Source organism: Polynucleobacter brandtiae (assembly GCF_002797575.1).
Taxonomy (GTDB): Bacteria; Pseudomonadota; Gammaproteobacteria; order Burkholderiales; family Burkholderiaceae; genus Polynucleobacter; species Polynucleobacter brandtiae.
In genome coordinates, this window is sequence record NZ_PGTX01000001.1 from 386004 (window position 1) to 405342 (window position 19339).

A 19339-nucleotide genomic window follows, 5' to 3' on the forward strand; every position below is an offset into this window, starting at 1 on the left:
GATGATTAATTTGTATGCAGCGGTAAAAATTCAGACTTCAATTCAAATTTTGGTTGTTTCGTAATACTTGCGAATGTGTGCAGAAAGCTGATAGCCCTCATCCTTAGGCTTGACAGTGCTACCAATTTCCTGAATAACAGCCTTACCGATCGCTGTTTGGGAGGCAACTGCAACGGCGCCGACAGTAGCACCCGCTCCGATAAAAAACTTCCTTCGTGAAGGCTTGTTTGCTTCGGCAACTGCAGTGATAGATTTAGTGCTCATCTTATGCTCCCAATTAGTACAAATTTAATTTCGACAGTTTATCTTGTAATTGCATTTGTGACATATTTGTTAATTTAACTTAACCAACAAATTAAAAATGCTAGGGTATTCCCTTAAGTCAAGCCACCTTTAGATCATGTCAAAACTTTGCGCCTCAATCGCCAAAAACTCTCTCGTCAAAGCGGAGACTGAGTGATACAGGGGCATCTCGGGAACATCCTCAATCGCATCACATAATTGGTCGTACCAAGGCAGAATATGCTCAGTAAAAAAGACCCTTTGTTTTGTAAGGTTAGATATTGCAACATCGTCACCAGCAATTAAGTAGCGCATGACTTCGCACAACGCAGAAATATGATCTTCCGTTTCCGTAATTTCCTCTGCGGCCTCTAAACCAAGCTCCATGAGCGCGCTACGAATACTGACTAAAGGCCTCTCGTTTAAGTAGCCAGCCATATAAAAGGATCCATTCAGAATGACATTGGGGCGCCCTACGCTAATGAAGTTAGCGTCAAACTCATTACGCCAGACTTCGGCGGAGTTGCTTTTGGCCGCTTCGACTAAGTTATTCCAAACTCTAGATAAAGATGCCCCTTCAGCATAACCATCCTGACCTTCGGGCACCGAGGCCACAATTTGGTCCAAAAGCACTTGATCTGGTGGAAGATGAAAAAGTCTAGCAATCAAGCCATATAAATCAGCGCGCGCCAGGTCTTCCGGTAATCCAACATCACCTACCTCCGTTGAGGCATGCTCTGCAGTAGCCATCTCTTTTAATTGTTCGCTCATTATTCTTTATTCTTTATTCTTTATTCTTTATTCACCATATCGACTACCCGACAGTCACTACACATTTTCAAACGCTCTAGTGCCTCACCTGAGAAGGCGCTGTGGGCACCCAACTTGATCAGCATTAAATCGATCATTTTTGAAGTACCAAATACCTTGCCGCAACTGACGCAGTGAAAAGGCTTGGTCTCGTTGATTTCTACTTTCTGCTTACGTTGCTCCACAGTTAATAGGCGTGGCGCCAGCACTAAAGCTTGTTCAGGACAAGTTTGAACACAAATACCGCATTGCACACACTGCTTTTCAATAAAGGATAGTTTGGGTTCATCTAAGTTATCCAATAGCGCCCCTTCAGGGCAGCTACCAACACAAGACATGCACAGGGTGCAGGCATCTTGGTTAATCTTCAGTCCGCCTAAGAAGGAAGAGGATGGCAACACTACTCCCGCTGCAGGTAAGGGTGTTTTAGCCTGTTTTTGCAAATGCTCCAACACGGCCTCTATCGTTTCACGCTTTTGGTTACCCAAGCCAAAGCTGGCGGGAGAACAAACCGCTGGTAATGGGCCGCGCTGCCGCAACTTAGCCATCGCCGAAGAAACAGTTTGCAGATCATGAATTGAGTCAAGCTGAATCAAAGCAATTCTGCTGTCAAAGCCATAGGCGGCCAAGATTGCGTTACCAAGAGCGCATTGCTCTTCTAGGGCAGCCCGGTAAGACGGATCCTCGTCGCCAGTAAGCAACAAAATCACTTCACCAAAGCCATAGGCTAGTGCGCCCAGCCAAAGATCCAATCCTGTTGAGGCAATATGCTCAATACCATAAGGTAGTACATAGGATGGCAGGCCATCAAACTGTTTTGGGCGAAGATGCGCAGAACGCCCCAAAGAGTCCATTAACTGCGTGCCCACCGTGAGTGTATGCAAGAGCAAGGAGGGGGTAACCGCTTGCTTAAACTTGGCACTCTCCGCCCCAAAAACATTAGCTAATAACTTCAATTCTTTGCCTTGGTGCGCAACACTAGGGTAGTTGTAGCGCATGGCACCAGATGGACAGACCGTCGCACATGCTCCACATCCCATACACAAGTTGGGATTTACCTCTACGCTACCTTGGCCGTTCTTAAATAGAGAGCTAATGGCACCGGTAGAGCAAGCGTCAATACAAGCGTTACACCCTACTTTGCCATTGCGGCCATGAGCACAGACTTTTTGGTCATATGCAAAATATTTTGGCTTTTCAAACTCGCCTACTAAAGCCAATAGCTGATTGGCAACCAATGCTTGCTTTAGCGGATCTGGACCAGGCGCAAAGTATCCTTGCGGGGTTTGGCTCATTCGCATCTGTGGATTAATGCGCAAATCCATAATCACATCAAATTCAGAGCTACGTTTGCGATCTACGCGATCAAATGCGATTGCGCCGATGCCAGCGCAGGCAGTTACGCAAGCACGATGAGACTTGCATTTGTCCAAATTAATCTGGAATGCGTCATCGATCGCGCCCTCAGGACAAACCTCGACGCAGGCTCCACAGCGGGTACACATTTCTGGGTCAATGGGGTTTTGTAATTCCCAATCCACAGCAAACTGCCCAAGGTAACCGTCTAATTTTGTCACCGCGCCCGTATAAGTCGGGAAATTTCTGGCAATAGGCAATGCGCCAGGCTCAGTGCACAGAACTGACACATCTAATGAACTACTCAGTTTTTCAGCCCAGGATAAAGCTTGGTCTCCAGACCCAATGATCAGTAAGCGTCCCTGGCTTTCGTAATTCACTACCGGAACTGGCTCTGCCTCTGGCATATCCGCCAAAGCCAATAGGGCTGAAATCTTTGGTCCAGAAATTTTAGCCTCTTGCGTCCAGCCTGCAATTTCACGAATATTGACAAACCGTAAGGGGGCAACCAAGGCCTTTTCAGATTGCTCTGCTAACTCACTAAACAAGGCGCTCTCCTGGGTACAGGCAATGATCAATTCCTCATCACCATTCATGGCTTTCATCGCCAAACCCACTTCTTGTCTACACAAAGCAGTGTGAATCGGCATACCCAAGACCTTGGAATCCAGAGGCATGGTGCCATTACAGTTGCAAACTAATTTTTGACTCATCAATATTCTTCTTAACTAATCTTCTTATCCGCGGGGATTAAATCGGGAACAACTACCCCGCCGCTAACAGGGGAATGTGTGGATGTTATATCAGTCTGCGCGGATGGGGGCAAGATAGCCTCACTTGACTCAGATGCTGGTATTGAAGATGCCACCTTAGCATCATCAAACTGATTGATATCCACAGCACTCTGAGCACTCCTAGAGTCGTCAGTATCTTTACGGAAGATATTGAGCATGTCTGATTGCACCATCCGCTTGAGCATTTCCAATGGAATGGGGTCTGGCTTGGAATAGTCGTCAATGTAAATGTCTAAACCATCCATCACGTTAAAGTGTGGATCGGAAAACATTTTCTTCATAGCGGCTTGTTGAACGGCTGGATCGACGCTGGGATCCATAAATGCTGAAAAATCAGGGGCAAAACGATCCATTTTGTCCGCATCCTCTAAGGTCATTGGAGCTGCTGTTTCTTGCGGTTCAGCAGAATCAGTCACTACCGAGGGCACGCTGACTGGCTCAACCTGAGGCACAGCCTTCTTTTCAGGCTCGAGTTGCTCCCCCGATTTGCGACGCGACCAGCGACTTAAAAAACCATCCGCCATCAGTCCTCTGCCGAGCGATCGGCACCCCTGAATGATGCTGGACGATGACGTTTTTTTGGCTCCGGCCGGTAATGCTCGCTGACATACTCCTCCAGCCATGAAGCATGTTCTGCGCTAAGAGGCACGTTGTCGACTGATTCTCCGCCGTCTAATAAGCGCCCTGCTTCGTTGTAGCTGACACAAATGCGATGAGGTATGGCAAAGGTAGGCTCTGATTTGGCAAGCTCAATGGATTGGGCGTCTACGTAGCGCTCAATATCTTCCTCCAGGCGCCACATGACAAACCAACATGGTTTTTCCGAAGAGAGATTTAGGTAATAACCCTCCGCCTCATCTGGAAAGAGGTTTAACTCATAGCCCGTAAAAAGCCAAGACTCCCCCTGCTCATCACGCCCTAAAAACTGGCCAGAAATTTGATTGGACGGATTGCCTTCAGTCGTAAACTCTCCAAAATCAGGCAGCACCTCCTGCGGCGCCCAACGAAAGGTAATCCAAGGGTTATCAATAAACTGCTTACGCATCAGCACTGCAAATCGCATATAGCCTTAAGTATTCTGAATAACGATGCTCGGAAATTTACTGCTCATGTCTTTTGAAAGGCTGGCTACCTTAATGGCAACGCGTCTTGCAACCGCTTTGTAGATGTCACTAATGACCCCATCAGGGTCAGCCACTACAGTAGGTCGGCCCGCATCTGCATGCTCGCGTATAGATAAGTTCAGAGGCAAAGCTCCCAAGAAATCAGCGCCATACTCTTGACACATCTTTTCCCCACCACCAGAGCCAAATATGTGCTCCTCGTGCCCGCAACTCGGACACACATAGGTGCTCATATTTTCAATAATCCCGATAATAGGAACTCCGACTTTATCGAACATCTTTAAACCCTTGCGCGCATCCAATAGCGCGATGTCTTGCGGAGTGGTCACGATCACTGCACCTGTCACTGGAACCTTTTGGGCTAGGGTTAGCTGAATATCTCCGGTGCCTGGTGGCATATCCACAATCAAATAGTCCAAGTCGCGCCAGCGTGTTTGACGTAATAGCTGCTCTAGCGCAGAGGTAACCATCGGGCCACGCCACACCATTGGCGCATCATCATCAATCAGAAAGCCAATCGAGCTCGCTTGAAGTCCGTGACCCTGCATAGGTTCAATCGTATTTTCTTCAATGGACTCTGGTCTACCAGTAATGCCCAGCATCATTGGCTGACTAGGTCCATAGATGTCTGCATCCAGCATGCCTACTTGGGCACCCTCGGCTGCTAGGGCTAAAGCAAGGTTCACTGCAGTAGTCGATTTACCAACACCGCCCTTACCGCTAGCCACCGCAATAATATTTTTTACGCCTGGCAATAACTTCACGCCACGCTGTACTGCATGGGCCACAATTTGACTACTCACGTTCACACTGACATTTTTAACATCGGGTAAATCACGCAGCACACCAATCACCGATTTGCGGATGGAATCAAATTGACTTTTAGCAGGATAAGCCAAGACGATATCAAGAGTGACATCACCCCCCTCTACGCGTAAATTTTTTACGCTTTTTGCCGTCACAAAATCTAATTGCGTATTTGGATCGATCAGACCCTTTAATGCCGCTTGAATAATTTCTACAGTAACCGCCACTGATGTCTCCTATGACAAACATGCCCCGAGGGGATTCTTAAGATGCTCTATTGAAATGGAATACATACAACAAAATTGCGCTTAGCTTAACCGCACCCAGATAAAGCTGCCCGAAGGTGTGGCAATTAAATACATTGAACCTTATTGAACTACCGGAAACCCAGCCTCTGTGACGATCTGGGTTAGCAATTGCGCTGCCAGTACAGACTGAATGCTGACTAACTGGGTAGTAAGATCAACCTCTACTACAGCCTGAGGGTCTTGCGCTTGAATAGCTCGGGTAACCGCATTTACACAACCGCCACAAGTCATTCCTGAAGCCTTAAGTTTGATCATTCTGCCCTTTTATCTGTCTGGGAAATGCTAAAAATGCGTTATTTGAGTCCATACTAGAGATTATCTTCTATATGAACCAAGCAGAGCATACAAATTCAGAATTCTTCACCCTTGATATTGGAGGCATGACCTGTGCTTCCTGCGTCAGTCGGGTTGAGAAGGCTTTATTAAAAATTCCAGGGGTAGAGGCCGCTAGCGTCAATCTAGCGACTGAACAGGCCAGAATACGCATTCAGAGGGGCTCGATCAAACTGCCAGAAATCATCAGTCTGGTTCAAAAGACTGGCTATGAGGCTAAAGAGAGCGCGCCGGCCGGCAATATAGGCCAAGGGGAAGCAAAGACTACAAAGTCACTTTGGGCTTCAGATGGCCTTGGCAGAGTCTTGCTAGGCTTTCTACTTTCAGCGCCACTGGCCCTACCAATGCTAATAATGCCCCTAGGTTTTCATTGGTCATTACCCGGCTGGTGGCAATTTGCCTTGGCTACTCCAGTGCAATTTGTACTGGGTTGGCGTTTTTACAAAGCTGGCTATCAATCCCTAATGGCTGGTGCCGGCAATATGGATTTATTGGTAGCACTAGGAACAAGTGCAGCGTATGGACTGAGTCTTTATTTGCTCATGTCATCTAGTCATACGCATGAACTGTACTTTGAGGGCTCTGCCATCATTATCAGCATGGTGTTGTTAGGTAAATGGCTAGAGGCAAGGGCCAAAAAACAAACTAGTGAAGCAATTCGGGCACTTCAAAAACTATGGCCCGAGCACGCAAAAGTACTCCGTCAAACGTTTGAGCTACCAAGTGGTAGTGGTAGTGGTAGTGGTAGTGCCAGCATTAAGTCAGATCAATATCGTGATCTGCCTCTGAGTCAAGTACTTCCAGGCGACCGAGTATTTATTCTTCCCGGTGAGCGCATTCCGGTGGATGGCATCATTATTTCTGGCACTAGTCATATTGACGAAGCTCTACTCACAGGTGAAAGTGAGCCAGTTAAAAAGTGTATCGGCAACCAGGTAATTGGCGGCGCTCTGAATGGGGAAGGCGCTCTCATCGTGGTCGCACAAGCAGTCGGAATTGAAAGTGTGCTGTCACAAATCATTCGCTTAGTTGAAGAAGCGCAAACGCAAAAAGCCCCGATTCAAAAACTCGTTGATCAAGTCAGTGCTATTTTCGTACCTACCGTCATTCTTTTGGCAGTACTAACGGGAATTGGAAACTGGCTTTACCTAGATTCAGTATCAATTGCCTTATTGCGAGCTGTCTCTGTTTTGGTAATTGCCTGTCCCTGCGCTCTAGGCTTGGCAACGCCAGCTGCCATCATGGCTGGGACGGGTATCGCAGCGAAGTTTGGCATTCTGATCAAAGACCCGCAGGTCCTAGAGCTTTCCCATTGCTTAGATATCGTCGCATTTGATAAAACAGGCACACTGACTGCTGGTAAGCCTAGACTGATTCATTTCCTGCCATTTGATTTAGCACTCAACAATCCAAATGATATTTTAGCGACCGCAGCGAGCCTGCAGTTGGGAAGCGAACATCCCTTAGCAAAAGCACTAATTGATTATGCAAAAGATCAGCAGGCACTTCTCATCTCCGTTACCAACAATATGGCACTACCAGGCATCGGAGTAGAGGGCATACCAATCTCAGGATTTTTTGCAAACCATCGCCTGCGCATACAGAGTATTAACTCCTTAGAGGGCACTCCTGAATTTCAGAGAATTCTCGAAAAGGCACAACCCTACTTTGATCAGGGACAAACGGTTTCAGTGCTAATGGACTTAGGCTCACATGCTGATGTTGTTATTGCTACTACTGCTGTCGATGTTGCTATTCCAGTTGCTTTGTTTGCTTTTGGCGATGAACTCAAGCCCGGATCAACGCAGGCTGTGACTGCATTAAAAGCCTTAGGCATTCGTACTGTCATGATCTCTGGTGATAACTTGGCGGCCGCCACTCGAGTAGGTCAAGCGATTGGAGTCGATGAAGTATTTGCGCAAATTATGCCAAGTAAGAAAGCAGAAATTATTCAACAACTACAGACCAACATTGCGGGCAATAAACATTACGTCGCAATGATCGGCGATGGTGTCAATGATGCCCCTGCATTAGCCATTGCCGATGTTGGTATGGCTATGTCGACTGGCACTGATGTAGCGATGCAGGCAGCAGGCATTACCTTAATGCGAGGTGATCCCGGCCTGGTTGCGGATGCTATTGAGATCTCCAAAAAGACCTGGAATAAGATTCGTCAAAATTTATTTTGGGCATTTGCCTTCAACACAATCGGCATTCCGATGGCGGCACTGGGATACCTGTCACCGATGCTCGCTGGCAGTGCGATGGCCCTTTCCAGCTTTTGTGTTTTGAGTAACGCACTACTTTTAAAACGCTGGCACCCTAGACATTATTTTTGAATCTTACGAATCAACTCAATATCGCCGTACAGTGCACGTGTTTCTGATTTGGTATTGTCTGTGTCGGTCAGCAAAGCAATCCCAATAACATTGCCTGGCGCTTCTCCATAAGCTTGCCTGTAATCAGCAGCCAAGTCCCGATCATGCTTACGCCACTCCCCTAAGTTCTTCCAACCGGAGTCAACCACAATCATCTTGACTCGTGAGGTGTGCGCATTATCAAGTACGGCATTCGCTGGGTTTTTACCGGACCATATATACATCAGTGTGGCATAAGGCATTTCTTGCCCACTAATTAAATTAGCCATCTCAAAGTTCAGCTTTTCTTTTAATGAGAGTGCAGATTTATTACCGTCAAAGGCTACTAATATTCTCAGCGGTGCGTCATCTTGCTGACTCTGCGCATTATCAGCTTGAGTAATTTCTTCTACTGCCTTCCACTCCCACTGTAACCAAAGATTTTGTGCCGAACGTGGACGCAACTTCACTACAAGACCGGAGGCAGATGTTTTGGAGCTCGCCGAGAGGACAGTTCTGCCCTGATAGCTCTCTAAGCGATAGACGGTATTTTTCTTGTAGGGGGCAATACGATAGAAATTCCATCCACCGGGCATTCCCTCACGGGGCTTCTGGGCAGAAAATTTCGGTAAATCCTCTTGCGCAGGCAACTGATCCACATGAAGTGCCTGGCCTGACTCGTTTTCTATGGAATTACTAGTAAAACCCGCACAGCCCACCAGCCATAACGTGGCAGCAATGCTGAGGATGAGGGGGTACTTTTTCAACATATTCGTCATTGTCCCAAAGAATGGAGGGCAGTGCGTCTAAAATCACCCGATGCGTAATCGATCTCCTTCAAGCTGGGCGGCAACCGCCATTTGTATCGCCGCAGTGGTGCACTTTGCCCTTGGCTTTGCCATTGAATTTTCAGTTGATGAAGCGCATTACGCACTATACGCACAGCATTTAGCCTGGAGCTACTTTGATCATCCACCATTGGTCGGCTGGATACAGTGGCCTCTTGTGTCTTTGACTTCTTCCGAGGGCATCATCCGACTAATCCCCGAATTGCTTTGGGTCATCTCTGCCTATTTGGTGTACCAAGTCACCCTAGAGGTTCATCATGTGATTCAGGGCCGAAATGCTGGCTACTTAAGCACCGCGCTACCATCAGCAAATGTATGCGGCCTCATAGCTGTGCTATCCATCATTGCAGCACCTTTGCCGCATGTTCTCGCCATTGGCCTGCTACCAGACACACTACTGACACCGCTGAGTTTAGGCCTGCTCATGATGGCCCTTCGCTGGATCAGAAAAGATTCCTTTTCGACTGCCGATTGGATGTTAACTGGCCTGCTCTTAGGCCTAGCGGGAATGAGTAAATATACTGCTGCGTTTACGACCTTTGCATTGCTTGCGGTACTTTTAGTGACCCCCAAAAAACCCTGGCTTAGCACATTCGGCTTCTGGTTCGCAGCTGGCATCGCTTTAATTGTCATCAGTCCCATGCTGTACTGGAATTGGCTAAATGATTGGATCTCATTCAAGTACCAAATTGCCCACGGTGGAGGAAGTACTTGGGCTTGGCGAAGAGTTGGGGCTTTTATTGGACTGCAGATTGCCTGCTTTGGCCCGCTATTGCTCATGGGTTCGTTTATTTTTATAAAAGATTGTCTTCGCTCCCAGCGAGCAGTCTTACTTGCTCTGCTCAGCTTCTTTTTGATCCCATTTACCATTTTCGCCACTCTATCCGGTGGGGGCAGCCTTCCACATTGGACAACGCCAGCCTGGTTTTGCTTAGCCCCCTTTGCAGGAATCGGTCTAGCTAAAGCCTGGGCTATACAGCAGCGTCTAGCCATTCGACTACTGCTCATTACGCAATTGATGCTTTGTCTGCTCGGTTTTGCTTTTGTCCTTGCTGGAGGCATCAGTTCAGCCGCTATCAAATCCAATCCCATTGCTGATCTCTATGGATGGAAGCTGGCTGGCCAAAAAGCGGCTCAACTTGCACAAGCCACCAAAGCAGAGGGAATTGCAGTGCAAAACTGGACTTTGGGTAGCAGAGCTGCCTGGTATGCCAGCCCACTGCCGGTTTTTGTTTTGGATCAACGAAAAGATCAGTTTGATCTATGGTTTGGTCAATTACCAGTGGGGGCTAGCGCTCTATTAGTAGGATGGTCAGGAATGGTCTTTAGTCCGCCAGTGGGGGGAAATTGGGCCTTTGAGCACTGCGAACCCTTAGACAGACTTGAGATCTTGCGCTTCGGGCAGGTTTTATCTACATTTGAATTTAGCCTGTGCCGTAACTGGCGGGATGGCAGCCAAGCCCCTTGATGCACCCAATTGGATACCTCAGGCTCACAAGGCATTATCCTTAGGCTATGAGCACATTACCCCAATCCACCCCCAAAGCAACATCTGGGTGGAAAGCAGCCCTAAAAAAAGCCTGGCCCACGATTCGCGTTCTTCTATCTATTGCACTTCTATGGAAAGCAACGAGCGGGATCGATTGGCACGCCCTATTCCATACTGAAATTCAGATGCAACCATGGTGGTTTTTAGCTGCCGGCCTCACGATGTTAAGCGCCTTTATTTGTGGTGGATTACGCTGGGGATTTCTGATGCGAGCGGTAGGATTTAACGCCAGCTTGAAAAATTATGTTGCCTTATATTTTGCTGGTGGCTTAATTAACCAAGGCTTACCTAGCACCTTAGGTGGGGATAGCTATCGCGCCATCACAGCAGCACACCTTAATAGCAGCGGAAAATTAATACAAGAGAAGGAGCTCAATAAAGAGCTTCATCACTCAGTTGACCTAGAGCACGCTAACCCTAAATTACGTCTGAGCTTTTCAATGGTGTTGGTAGATCGCTTGCTCGGTCTAGCAGGAAATAATTTATTAGGTGGAATTGGCCTCATACTTGGCGGCGCTAGTTTAGCGGCTTGGGGAGAAAAGCTAGGCTACGTGGTCACTAGCTTCATGATACTTGCAGGTTTAGCAGTTTCAATCGTGCTCGCTTGGGGTCCCACACGCCATTTGCTGCAGTCACTACTTAACAAGCTGCAAATGAACCAATCAATGCCTGGCATCAAACTGGCCTTTTCATGGCCAATGAATATTGCACAAGCTGTTTTTGCTATTGGCATCCATGCACTTACTATCTTGACGCTTTTATTCTGCCTCAAGGCTTATGGTGTTGATGCCCCCATCGAAGGGCTGATGATCGGCTTACCAGCACTGAGCTTATTGCTGATGCTCCCCATTAGCATTTCCGGCTGGGGTCTTCGAGAAGCGACCCTCTCCTCAGTTTTGGCTTTATGGGGCGTTAACTCATCGATTACTGTATTGGCTTCTATTAGCTATGGCGCCATTACTGTATTGGCGGTTTTACCTGGCGCCTATCTCTTATTAAAACGGAATTAACTCTTTAGAGTCTGACTATGAGTATTAGCGTAAATACAATGCGTGCCATTGATCACTGGGTTGGAGTGCCACTGTGTGCAGCTGTTAGCCCAATAATCGCCTTGATTGATGGCATTAAAAATATGGTTACCGATTCGTCTGGGCCACCCAAGAAACTACTGTTCATCGAGCTATCGGAAATGGGTAGTGCGATCTTAGTTGACCCAGCTATGCGCAACGCCCAAGCTCGTGGCGCCGAACTCTTTTTTCTGATCTTTAAAAGTAATCGCGCAAGCCTCACCCTATTAAATACCGTAAAGCCTGAAAATATTTTTACCATTGACTCCTCCAGCTTAGGAGGTCTAATAAAAGATACATTGCGTTTTTTAGTAGTGGCTCGCAAGCACCGTATCGACACAGTGATTGATTTGGAGTTGTTTTCTCGCTTTACCGCCCTACTAACCGGCCTTTGTGGAGCCCGTCGTCGTGTGGGCTATCACATCTTTCATGGTGAAGGTTTGTGGCGCGGATTTATGCTGACTCGAAAAGTACACTACAACCCGCATATTCATATTACTAAGAATTTTCTGTCTTTAATTCATGCTGCTTTTGCTACCGAAATTGAAGTCCCATTTAGCAAAATTCATATTGCTGATTCTGAAGTACGCCTCGCTCAGGCAGTCATTGAGCCGGCCGTGCTACAAAAAGTCCGTGAGCGTATCGAAAAACTAAGCCTTGAGGCTGGACTTACCTTTACTCAAGGCAAACAGCGCATCATTTTAGTCAATCCCAATGCAAGCGATCTATTGGTTCAAAGACGTTGGGCACAACAGCGTTTCTCAGAACTGATCATAGAACTAAGTCAGCGCTACCCTAGTGATTTAATCTTAATTACTGGATCGCCAGCTGAATTTGACTACGTCGAAAAAGTACGCTGCGTTGCGAATGTCAACAACGCATTGAACTTTGCAGGTCAAGTTAGCTTTGCAGAATTACCACCGCTTTACACCTTATCGGATGTGATGGTCACCAATGACTCTGGGCCAGGCCACTTCTCCGCCGTTACTTCACTAAGAACGGTAGTGTTATTCGGACCAGAAACACCAGCACTGTATGGTTCGGTAGGTAAATCTATTGCCATCACCGCCAATCTTGCGTGCTCCCCTTGCGTCAGCGCAGCCAATCATCGCAAAACACCGTGCCATGACAATAGATGCATGCAAGCGATCACCGTCACTCAGGTGCTTGAAAAAATGATGCACCAACTCAATGAAGCGGATCAAGAAAAGGCTCGTGCAGTTCCGTGACTGAGCAGAAAAACTCAGCAGTTGCAATTGTGAATGCTTGGGCATGGCTCCTACCCTTATTGCCTCTCGGTTTGGCAGTCGCCATTTATTTTGGTGGGCTACAAACAGCTACATTTTTATTTGTCAATCACTACACCCAACTCCTTCCGGATGTAGTTTGGACCTGGCTTACTTTTCTTGGTAATGGCTGGGGCATTTTTGCACTGTGTTTTCCGCTACTGTTATTGGCTCCTAGGCTATTTGTTTCGAGCCTCTTTGGCGCTGCTATTGGTGGATTAATTAGTCAAACACTCAAGCTGCTCTTAAACCTACCGCGTCCTAGTAGCGTCTTGCCATTAACGGACTTCTATCGTGTGGGTGAGCCCCTGCTTCACAACGCAATGCCCTCAGGCCATACTTTGACTGCTTTCGCAGTTGCATCAGGTATTTACTTTAGCGCTGACAAAGATAAACGATCTAGCCTGTGGTGGATCTTTGTCATAGCATCATGTGTTGGCTTATCCCGTAATGCACTTGGGGCCCACTGGTTAACCGACGTCTTAGCTGGTTGCGCAATCGGTGTATGGTCTGGCATGATTGGAGCGCTACTTTCTAGCTACATTCCAAGTGCGCAGTTGGCTCCCAGTAAAATTGGGCCTCGCCTGTTGTCACTTGCAGGCATTGGCATCACTTATGTATTACTAACCCAAGTGTTAGATTCCCCCCTAAATGCATCTTTACAATACGCATGCGTTGCTTTGATTGGTATCACTCTTATGCTATTGATTCAAGCTCAAAAAAACAAAGGCATCTAAGAATGATGGGGATATTGAATTATGTTCAGTTATAGACATGCATTTCATGCGGGTAGTCATGCTGACATCCTCAAGCATTATGTATTGATCCATTTGGTGAAATACCTGCAAGAAAAACCTGGCGCATTAACGCTGGTAGACACCCATGCGGGCGCTGGAATATATAGCCTCATAGATGGCTTTGCAAAAGTGAGTAATGAGGCTGATGGCGGTATTTATCGCCTCATTCAGTTTATCGAGAAACAAATCAGCTTAGGACACTCTTTAAACGAAGATATTACTCATTATCTAGACTTGATTCGTAATGAGAATACGCAGGGCAATATCGAACTGTATCCCGGCTCACCTTTTATCTTAGCGCGGTTGCTAAGACCGCAAGATCGCCTTAAATTATTTGAGCTGCACCCCAAAGAAATTGATATCTTGCGCCAAAACATTGCTCAGCTACCCCAGGCAAAACAAATCGATATTTATGCAGCAGATAGTTTTTCAAGATTAAAGGGGCTGCTTCCCCCTCCTAGCAGGCGGGGACTGGTCTTAATTGACCCCTCCTATGAAGATAAACAAGACTATCGCTATTTAGAGGCGGCTATGGGAGAGGCGCTACAGCGTTTTGCAACGGGTTGTTATGCTATCTGGTATCCGGCGCTATCTAGAAGAGAGTCAGCTGAACTACCGGACCGCATGAAAAAAGTGGCTGCTAACCATATGCGCTCTTGGCTTCATGTTGAATTACGGGTTGAACATGCACCCAAAGAAAGACGTCTTCAAGCCAGCGGTATGTTCATCATTAATCCACCGTGGACATTAGAAAAGAATCTAGCGGATAGTTTGCCTATCTTGACCCAAGCTCTGGGCCAAGATAGCAGCGCTGAGTTTTTATTAAAAAGCTTTGAGGCTTAGTGAGCTTAGTGAGCCTAGTGGGCTTAATGGGCTAATTAAGCTTGTTAAGCTTAATCGCGCACCGGAATCAAGATTTCATTACGACGCAGGAAAGGCAGTGTCCAGGGAGGGTTGTAGCGGGCGAACTGAGGCTCACCCGTTATTTGTAATCCCTTTAATTTAATCCAAGCTTCTAAAGCCTGAGTTTTCTCAAGCACCTTGTCCTCACTATAAAGTCCTGAAAAAACCAACACTGCTTTCTTTTCTGCGGGTAACTCTCGTATTTTGACCTGCGGATTAATGGGCTTAGGCAAGCTAGTGAGGGTGTATTCCGCGGGCATCACAAACGATACCGTCCACTGTTGTGCCCCAGCCTGACTCTCTTTATCCGCCTGAATTCCTACAGGTGCAGTCATTGCAATTTTTGCATTCTGAGCTTGGGTATTCATTTCTATGCCAACAGGAGCCGTCATAGCAATGGTTTGATTGACTTGATTTTGTCCAAAAATATAGGCTGCAATCAGCCGAAATCCTTGGCTTGAGGCGGCATCCATATCTCCAGTAACCTTAACCTGCGCGATGATTTGCGGTGCATAGCTACGCAACTCAAACGATTCAGACTTTTCTAGAAGAGAATATTTTGGTTCTTCAGTGGCCATGACATTACCCGTAATGAAAAGACTGGTGAGAAAAAATAATGCCCTCATCGGGTGCTCCCTCTCAAAAACTACTACCACTTAGACTGAATATGAAAACCAGTTTGATCAAACTCAATATGGGCACGGGCACCTACAGGCAATGTCAGCTTTTCAGATTGATGCCCAAAAGGTAGGCCCGTCAAGATCGGAATATGGCTTGGAAGACGACTGCGGATGAGCTCAATAGCAGCATCTAAGTCATAACCACGATCATGATCATAAAGGCGGTATGCAGAAAAACCGCCCAATAAAACTGCGCCTTGATTAGCCAATATACCGGCATCGAGGAGTTGCATTAACATTCGCTCAATACGATACGGATGTTCATTGACATCTTCCAAAAATAGAATGCCACCCTTAGTCTTTTCCAGGTCAGGCAGATAAGGTGTGCCCACTAAACCCGTGAGTACCGTAAGGTTTCCGCCCCACAATATTCCAGACAGACTCTCTTTCGGTGGCCGACCTAAGTAAGATTGCACAGCTTTGACTGTGAATTCCAGTCTTCGCTCAGTAATGGCGGTCTTGAATTGCTTCCACATCAATGCATTGGGGGTAACCCCTTTACCCTGATCTTCTTGAAAGGCAAAGTCAAAGTTCAGCATTGGGCCTGCCAAAGTTACGGCACCAGTCTTTGTTAGCATTGCTAATTCAAAAGCAGTGAAGTCACTATGACCACAAATTTGCAGCCCATTTTGGATATTTTTTGCAATCGCATCCCAATGAATCTTTGGGAGTAAACGATGAAGGCCATAGCCTCCACGCATTGCCATGACGGTAATATTTGGAGGGAGTGTTGCAAGCGCATTGATCTCCGACAAACGCTCAGCATCTTCTCCAGCAAAGCGCTGGTGAACTCGACTCATGCAGGCTGCATTGAGTACCTCTACACCTTGCGAGATCAGCCACTGTATTCCCGCTAAAGGGGTACTGGTATCTAAGCTAGCCCCTGAAGGAGCAATCAAATGAATCTGTTTCAACGTCGCTCCCGAAAGAAATCACGCAGTATCTGACCGCACTCTTCACCCATAATGCCACCTTCGACTTGGGTTTGATGATTAAGCTGCTTTTCTGAAAATAGATTGAGGACGCTCCCAGCAACCCCAGTCTTGGGATCGGTCGCTCCAAACACTACCCGATCTAGTCTGGCATGCAGCATTGCACCAGCACACATGGTGCAGGGCTCTAAAGTCACATATAGCGTAGTACCTGGCAAGCGATAATTCTTTTCTAATAGAGCCGCCCCTCTTAGCACCATCATTTCTGCATGAGCACTTGGGTCGCTATTGGTAATCGGCTGATTAAAACCACTTGCGATGACTTGGCCATCGCGAACTAAGACTGCACCAACCGGCACTTCGCCTGCTAATGCAGCAAGCTTAGCTTGATCGAGCGCAAGCTGCATAAATTGATGATCGATCTCAACTTGCATAGCGCACTTTATGAATGGGTAACGTCAGCCCAGCAATTTGGCGTCTCATAAAGACGAACCGCAGAAAGAATAAGGCGCCCGCTAAACGCTTGCTCGAAAACAGGGCACAGTATTTTAAATGCTGTACTCGCTAAATTTTCAACCGTGGGTACACATTCCATCATGACCGTCTTATGGTTAGGTATGGAATTGAGATAGTCTACTAGCCCGGCATCTTCTTTGGCCACTAAAAAGGCATGATCCCAAGGCTCGACAATATGCTGAGTAGCAAGTCGCTTGATATCACCAAAATCCAAGACCATACCATCGTCGGCTTTACCGGGATGGTCTGCCATGGCTCCCGTTAAGGTAATTTCAATTGCGTAACGATGGCCATGCAAGTGACGGCATTGCCCATCATGATTCGGAATGCGATGACCAGCATCAAACTCCAGACGTCGGGTAATGGAAATGGCTTCTGGTGCTGTAATCATATTTTTTATTCTCTTTAAACGCAGATTATTTACTACCGAATACCAATGACCTTATGTGTCTGCACACTCAATCGCCATAAAGGACGCTTCTGGCAAAGGCTTACTGCTAAAGCCATGTTTTCTTTAAGTTGAGGGCCATCCATTGCCTGCAAAAAACGATTGCGATAATCCATTCCCTCAAAACGGGCTAATAGACGCTCAATCGAATCATGCCCCAATTGCGGAATCACCAATTTTATTTCATCGGCCTGCAAAACAATTAAGTTTGATCCCGCCTTAGGGCTGACGCAGACCCAATCGACACCCTTGGGAACTTTGATCGTGCCGTTAGTCTCGATTGCAATTGAAAACTGTTTAGCGTGTAAAGCCTCAATTAACAAACTATCTAACTGCAACAATGGTTCACCGCCAGTAAACACCACATAGCGTTGCTGAGGTCCCGCTGAAGTGCTTGCCCAGGATGCTTCAATCGCATCTGCCAACAGGGCGGCATTGTCAAACTTTCCACCTCCGATACCATCGCTACCTACAAAGTCAGTGTCACAAAATTGGCAAATTGCTGAGGCGCGATCTTCCTCGCGGCCACTCCAGAGATTGCATCCAGCGAAGCGACAAAAGATAGCGGCACGGCCGGCGTGAGCGCCCTCACCTTGGAGGGTTGGGAAAAGTTCTTTTACGGTATACATCAATGTTTTTCTATAGCTAACATACCGGAGCTCTAGTACTCCAGCAGAACTCTATTATCAGCTAATAAGGGCTGCTTTAATGTGGCTTACGCAGATCACTTCCAGGAAACGAGCTCCCACTGCAGATAATCTTCCCAAAGGGCGTTATTCCAGCGCATTCCACCCCATAAATAGCGTCCAAAGCTACGCCTAATGACCCAGCGACCAATTTCTGGAGAGAGCCAGACATCCTCGTATCGTGTATTAGCCACCCTAGAGAAATCATTACTCGTAAAAAAAGGCATTTCATTACGGTACAGCAGCACATTAAAGTCTCCCGCAGGCACACTAACACGCTGCCATTCAATAGCATCGATATTAAGCCCCCAGTAATAGTCATTATTGGGATAGTCCAGCACCTGATAGCGACTACGATAAAAGCCTGACCATCCACCCACCAATTGCTCTGGCCATAATGGGGTAGTTTGCAAAAATCGCTGGGGTGGACTCCAATGCGGATCTTGCAAAATGAAACCCCAAGGCTCTTGAATTTCCTCTGGAAGCACTCCAGTCCTCAAACTAGTTCGCGCAATCCTAACCTGCGAACCAACAGCGATAACAGTTTCTGTAACGACATCAACTAATTCTTGATTAAACACATTGCGAACGTTATAAACCCACTGCTGCCCTACCTGAGGCGGCCGTACTTGGGTAACGCTCATTGGCTGAGCTATCGGAACGCCTTCAGGGTAAGGCTGAGAGGAAATGCATGCCGCTAAAAAGGCTGGCAGCAGCAAAATCCAAAGTCTACCGAGGATTTTCATTTACTGGTACGCAGAAAGTTCCCATCGATAACTCCCTTCCAAAATAACAGCGCCAATCTGCCCCTGTATTTGGTAAGAGCCCGATGCCTCACGAGCTACCCACCGGCCAATCTGTGGGGCAAACCAAACCGTTTCCTTACGAATGCAATCTACCTTATTGGCATCGTCACTCTCATAGTTGATTAATGTCTGAAAGCGTAAGGCAACAAATTCACCAGCAGGAACTGTAATTTTTTCCCAGCCTTGAACACTCATGTATTCCTGCCAGTTGAGTCTAGACTCGGGATATCCTGCGACGCTATATTGGGTGGTAATTTGCTTTGCCCATACAGTAGACAGCTGCTCTGGCCATAAGGGTAAAGAGGGGCTGAAATTAAGCAGTCGTGGCCATTGTGTATCAGTTGCCACCATGCCCCATGAGGCCTGAATTTCACTAGGCAGACGATCACCACTAGCCGTTACTCTATCCAGCGTGATCATTGGGGATAGTTTTGTAAGCTTCTCAGTAATGACGTCCAATGTTTTCCCACTAAACATATCTTTCTTGATATAAGTCCACGATTGCCCTAACTGAGGCGGGCGAATAACAGGAAGTGGCTTAGGCTGACTAACGGGTATCCCGCGCTCATAAGAAAGGCCTGTGCAAGCGACCGGCAATAAAGCAGCAGAGGCCAATAGTGTTCGACGTGTCAGGTTCATTTAATCCCCTT

The 19339-nt window shown here is 47.0% G+C and carries 21 protein-coding genes; 6 read left to right on the forward strand and 15 right to left on the reverse strand.

The genetic code is table 11. The features are described 5' to 3' along the window. Positions 1 to 42: 42 nt before the first annotated feature. The 7 genes from B0G85_RS01985 to B0G85_RS02015 form a co-directional block, all read right to left on the reverse strand. On the reverse strand, positions 43 to 264 hold the full coding sequence (locus B0G85_RS01985) for a formate dehydrogenase (RefSeq protein ID WP_100378756.1): 222 nt from the start codon (positions 262 to 264) through the stop codon (positions 43 to 45). Positions 265 to 393: 129 nt separating this feature from the next. Continuing rightward, positions 394 to 1053, reverse strand: coding sequence for a TorD/DmsD family molecular chaperone (locus B0G85_RS01990; protein WP_100378757.1), 660 nt, complete (start codon positions 1051 to 1053; stop codon positions 394 to 396). A 20-nt stretch (positions 1054 to 1073) separates the two neighbouring features. After that, on the reverse strand, positions 1074 to 3161 hold the full coding sequence (locus tag B0G85_RS01995) for a 4Fe-4S binding protein (protein ID WP_100378758.1): 2088 nt from the start codon (positions 3159 to 3161) through the stop codon (positions 1074 to 1076). Between the two features lie 11 nt (positions 3162 to 3172). Beyond that, on the reverse strand, positions 3173 to 3766 hold the full coding sequence (locus B0G85_RS02000) for a DUF3306 domain-containing protein (protein ID WP_100378759.1): 594 nt from the start codon (positions 3764 to 3766) through the stop codon (positions 3173 to 3175). After that, a complete protein-coding gene (locus tag B0G85_RS02005) occupies positions 3766 to 4287 on the reverse strand; it encodes a DUF3305 domain-containing protein (protein ID WP_232725898.1) in 522 nt (173 codons plus the stop codon). The genes B0G85_RS02000 and B0G85_RS02005 overlap by 1 nt, the downstream gene beginning before the upstream one ends. A gap of 24 nt (positions 4288 to 4311) precedes the next feature. Beyond that, the gene (gene apbC, locus B0G85_RS02010; RefSeq protein WP_100378761.1) at positions 4312 to 5400 is read right to left on the reverse strand and encodes an iron-sulfur cluster carrier protein ApbC; all 1089 of its coding nucleotides are present in this window, start codon (positions 5398 to 5400) and stop codon (positions 4312 to 4314) included. Positions 5401 to 5541: 141 nt separating this feature from the next. Then, entirely contained in the window at positions 5542 to 5736 is a 195-nt protein-coding gene (locus B0G85_RS02015; RefSeq protein WP_100378762.1) for a heavy-metal-associated domain-containing protein, read from the reverse strand. 71 nt (positions 5737 to 5807) lie between these two features. Between B0G85_RS02015 and B0G85_RS02020 the strand changes: the two genes are divergently transcribed. Then, positions 5808 to 8153, forward strand: coding sequence for a heavy metal translocating P-type ATPase (locus tag B0G85_RS02020; protein WP_100378763.1), 2346 nt, complete (start codon positions 5808 to 5810; stop codon positions 8151 to 8153). Here the strand turns inward: B0G85_RS02020 and B0G85_RS02025 are convergent. Beyond that, the gene (locus B0G85_RS02025) at positions 8144 to 8941 is read right to left on the reverse strand and encodes a DUF3047 domain-containing protein (protein WP_100378764.1); all 798 of its coding nucleotides are present in this window, start codon (positions 8939 to 8941) and stop codon (positions 8144 to 8146) included. The genes B0G85_RS02020 and B0G85_RS02025 overlap by 10 nt on opposite strands. Positions 8942 to 8990: 49 nt before the next feature. Between B0G85_RS02025 and B0G85_RS02030 the strand changes: the two genes are divergently transcribed. The 5 genes from B0G85_RS02030 to B0G85_RS02050 are packed head-to-tail and all read left to right on the forward strand — an operon-like array spanning position 8991 to position 14561. Next, positions 8991 to 10487, forward strand: a complete 1497-nt coding sequence (locus B0G85_RS02030; RefSeq protein ID WP_100378765.1) for a glycosyltransferase family 39 protein — start codon at positions 8991 to 8993, stop codon at positions 10485 to 10487. Between the two features lie 47 nt (positions 10488 to 10534). After that, positions 10535 to 11578, forward strand: a complete 1044-nt coding sequence (locus tag B0G85_RS02035) for a lysylphosphatidylglycerol synthase transmembrane domain-containing protein (protein WP_100378766.1) — start codon at positions 10535 to 10537, stop codon at positions 11576 to 11578. Between the two features lie 17 nt (positions 11579 to 11595). After that, positions 11596 to 12864, forward strand: coding sequence for a glycosyltransferase family 9 protein (locus B0G85_RS02040; RefSeq protein ID WP_100378767.1), 1269 nt, complete (start codon positions 11596 to 11598; stop codon positions 12862 to 12864). After that, positions 12861 to 13658: a phosphatase PAP2 family protein gene (locus B0G85_RS02045; protein WP_100378768.1), complete on the forward strand. Its 798-nt coding sequence runs from the start codon at positions 12861 to 12863 to the stop codon at positions 13656 to 13658. The genes B0G85_RS02040 and B0G85_RS02045 overlap by 4 nt, the downstream gene beginning before the upstream one ends. Before the next feature lie 21 nt (positions 13659 to 13679). Beyond that, positions 13680 to 14561, forward strand: coding sequence for a 23S rRNA (adenine(2030)-N(6))-methyltransferase RlmJ (locus B0G85_RS02050; RefSeq protein WP_100378769.1), 882 nt, complete (start codon positions 13680 to 13682; stop codon positions 14559 to 14561). Positions 14562 to 14611: 50 nt separating this feature from the next. On the opposite strand, the gene B0G85_RS02055 is transcribed toward B0G85_RS02050, so the two are convergent. The 7 genes from B0G85_RS02055 to B0G85_RS02085 all read right to left on the reverse strand — a co-directional run bounded on the left by B0G85_RS02055 (position 14612) and on the right by B0G85_RS02085 (position 19328). Beyond that, complete coding sequence (locus B0G85_RS02055) at positions 14612 to 15247, reverse strand: SOUL family heme-binding protein (protein WP_232725899.1); 636 nt, start codon at positions 15245 to 15247, stop codon at positions 14612 to 14614. Positions 15248 to 15270: 23 nt separating this feature from the next. After that, on the reverse strand, positions 15271 to 16215 hold the full coding sequence (locus tag B0G85_RS02060) for an LD-carboxypeptidase (RefSeq protein WP_100378770.1): 945 nt from the start codon (positions 16213 to 16215) through the stop codon (positions 15271 to 15273). Then, positions 16212 to 16667, reverse strand: a complete 456-nt coding sequence (gene tadA, locus B0G85_RS02065) for a tRNA adenosine(34) deaminase TadA (protein WP_100378771.1) — start codon at positions 16665 to 16667, stop codon at positions 16212 to 16214. The genes B0G85_RS02060 and tadA overlap by 4 nt, the downstream gene beginning before the upstream one ends. 8 nt (positions 16668 to 16675) lie before the next feature. Then, positions 16676 to 17140, reverse strand: a complete 465-nt coding sequence (gene queD / locus B0G85_RS02070) for a 6-carboxytetrahydropterin synthase QueD (RefSeq protein ID WP_100378772.1) — start codon at positions 17138 to 17140, stop codon at positions 16676 to 16678. Between the two features lie 32 nt (positions 17141 to 17172). Beyond that, positions 17173 to 17829 carry a 7-carboxy-7-deazaguanine synthase gene (gene queE, locus B0G85_RS02075; protein ID WP_100378773.1) on the reverse strand — a complete coding sequence of 219 codons (657 nt, stop codon included), beginning with the start codon at positions 17827 to 17829 and terminating at the stop codon, positions 17173 to 17175. A gap of 92 nt (positions 17830 to 17921) precedes the next feature. Then, positions 17922 to 18629, reverse strand: a complete 708-nt coding sequence (locus B0G85_RS02080) for a hypothetical protein (RefSeq protein ID WP_100378774.1) — start codon at positions 18627 to 18629, stop codon at positions 17922 to 17924. Further along, positions 18630 to 19328 (reverse strand): hypothetical protein, encoded by a 699-nt coding sequence (locus tag B0G85_RS02085; RefSeq protein ID WP_100378775.1) that lies wholly within the window; start codon positions 19326 to 19328, stop codon positions 18630 to 18632. It lies immediately after the preceding gene. Positions 19329 to 19339 lie beyond the last annotated feature (11 nt).

Coding starts and splice junctions, on each gene's coding strand:
- B0G85_RS02000 (WP_100378759.1), bottom strand. CDS start 3,766: ATGGCGGATGGTTTTTTAAGTCGCTGGTCGCGTCGCAAATCGGGGGAG.
- B0G85_RS02085 (WP_100378775.1), bottom strand. CDS start 19,328: ATGAACCTGACACGTCGAACACTATTGGCCTCTGCTGCTTTATTGCCG.
- B0G85_RS02005 (WP_232725898.1), bottom strand. CDS start 4,287: ATGCGTAAGCAGTTTATTGATAACCCTTGGATTACCTTTCGTTGGGCG.
- tadA (WP_100378771.1), bottom strand. CDS start 16,667: ATGCAAGTTGAGATCGATCATCAATTTATGCAGCTTGCGCTCGATCAA.
- B0G85_RS02030 (WP_100378765.1), top strand. CDS start 8,991: ATGCGTAATCGATCTCCTTCAAGCTGGGCGGCAACCGCCATTTGTATC.
- B0G85_RS02025 (WP_100378764.1), bottom strand. CDS start 8,941: ATGTTGAAAAAGTACCCCCTCATCCTCAGCATTGCTGCCACGTTATGG.
- B0G85_RS02035 (WP_100378766.1), top strand. CDS start 10,535: ATGAGCACATTACCCCAATCCACCCCCAAAGCAACATCTGGGTGGAAA.
- B0G85_RS02055 (WP_232725899.1), bottom strand. CDS start 15,247: ATGAGGGCATTATTTTTTCTCACCAGTCTTTTCATTACGGGTAATGTC.
- B0G85_RS01995 (WP_100378758.1), bottom strand. CDS start 3,161: ATGAGTCAAAAATTAGTTTGCAACTGTAATGGCACCATGCCTCTGGAT.
- B0G85_RS02050 (WP_100378769.1), top strand. CDS start 13,680: ATGTTCAGTTATAGACATGCATTTCATGCGGGTAGTCATGCTGACATC.
- B0G85_RS01990 (WP_100378757.1), bottom strand. CDS start 1,053: ATGAGCGAACAATTAAAAGAGATGGCTACTGCAGAGCATGCCTCAACG.
- B0G85_RS02020 (WP_100378763.1), top strand. CDS start 5,808: ATGAACCAAGCAGAGCATACAAATTCAGAATTCTTCACCCTTGATATT.
- B0G85_RS02040 (WP_100378767.1), top strand. CDS start 11,596: ATGAGTATTAGCGTAAATACAATGCGTGCCATTGATCACTGGGTTGGA.
- B0G85_RS02080 (WP_100378774.1), bottom strand. CDS start 18,629: ATGAAAATCCTCGGTAGACTTTGGATTTTGCTGCTGCCAGCCTTTTTA.
- B0G85_RS02015 (WP_100378762.1), bottom strand. CDS start 5,736: ATGATCAAACTTAAGGCTTCAGGAATGACTTGTGGCGGTTGTGTAAAT.
- queD (WP_100378772.1), bottom strand. CDS start 17,140: ATGATTACAGCACCAGAAGCCATTTCCATTACCCGACGTCTGGAGTTT.
- B0G85_RS01985 (WP_100378756.1), bottom strand. CDS start 264: ATGAGCACTAAATCTATCACTGCAGTTGCCGAAGCAAACAAGCCTTCA.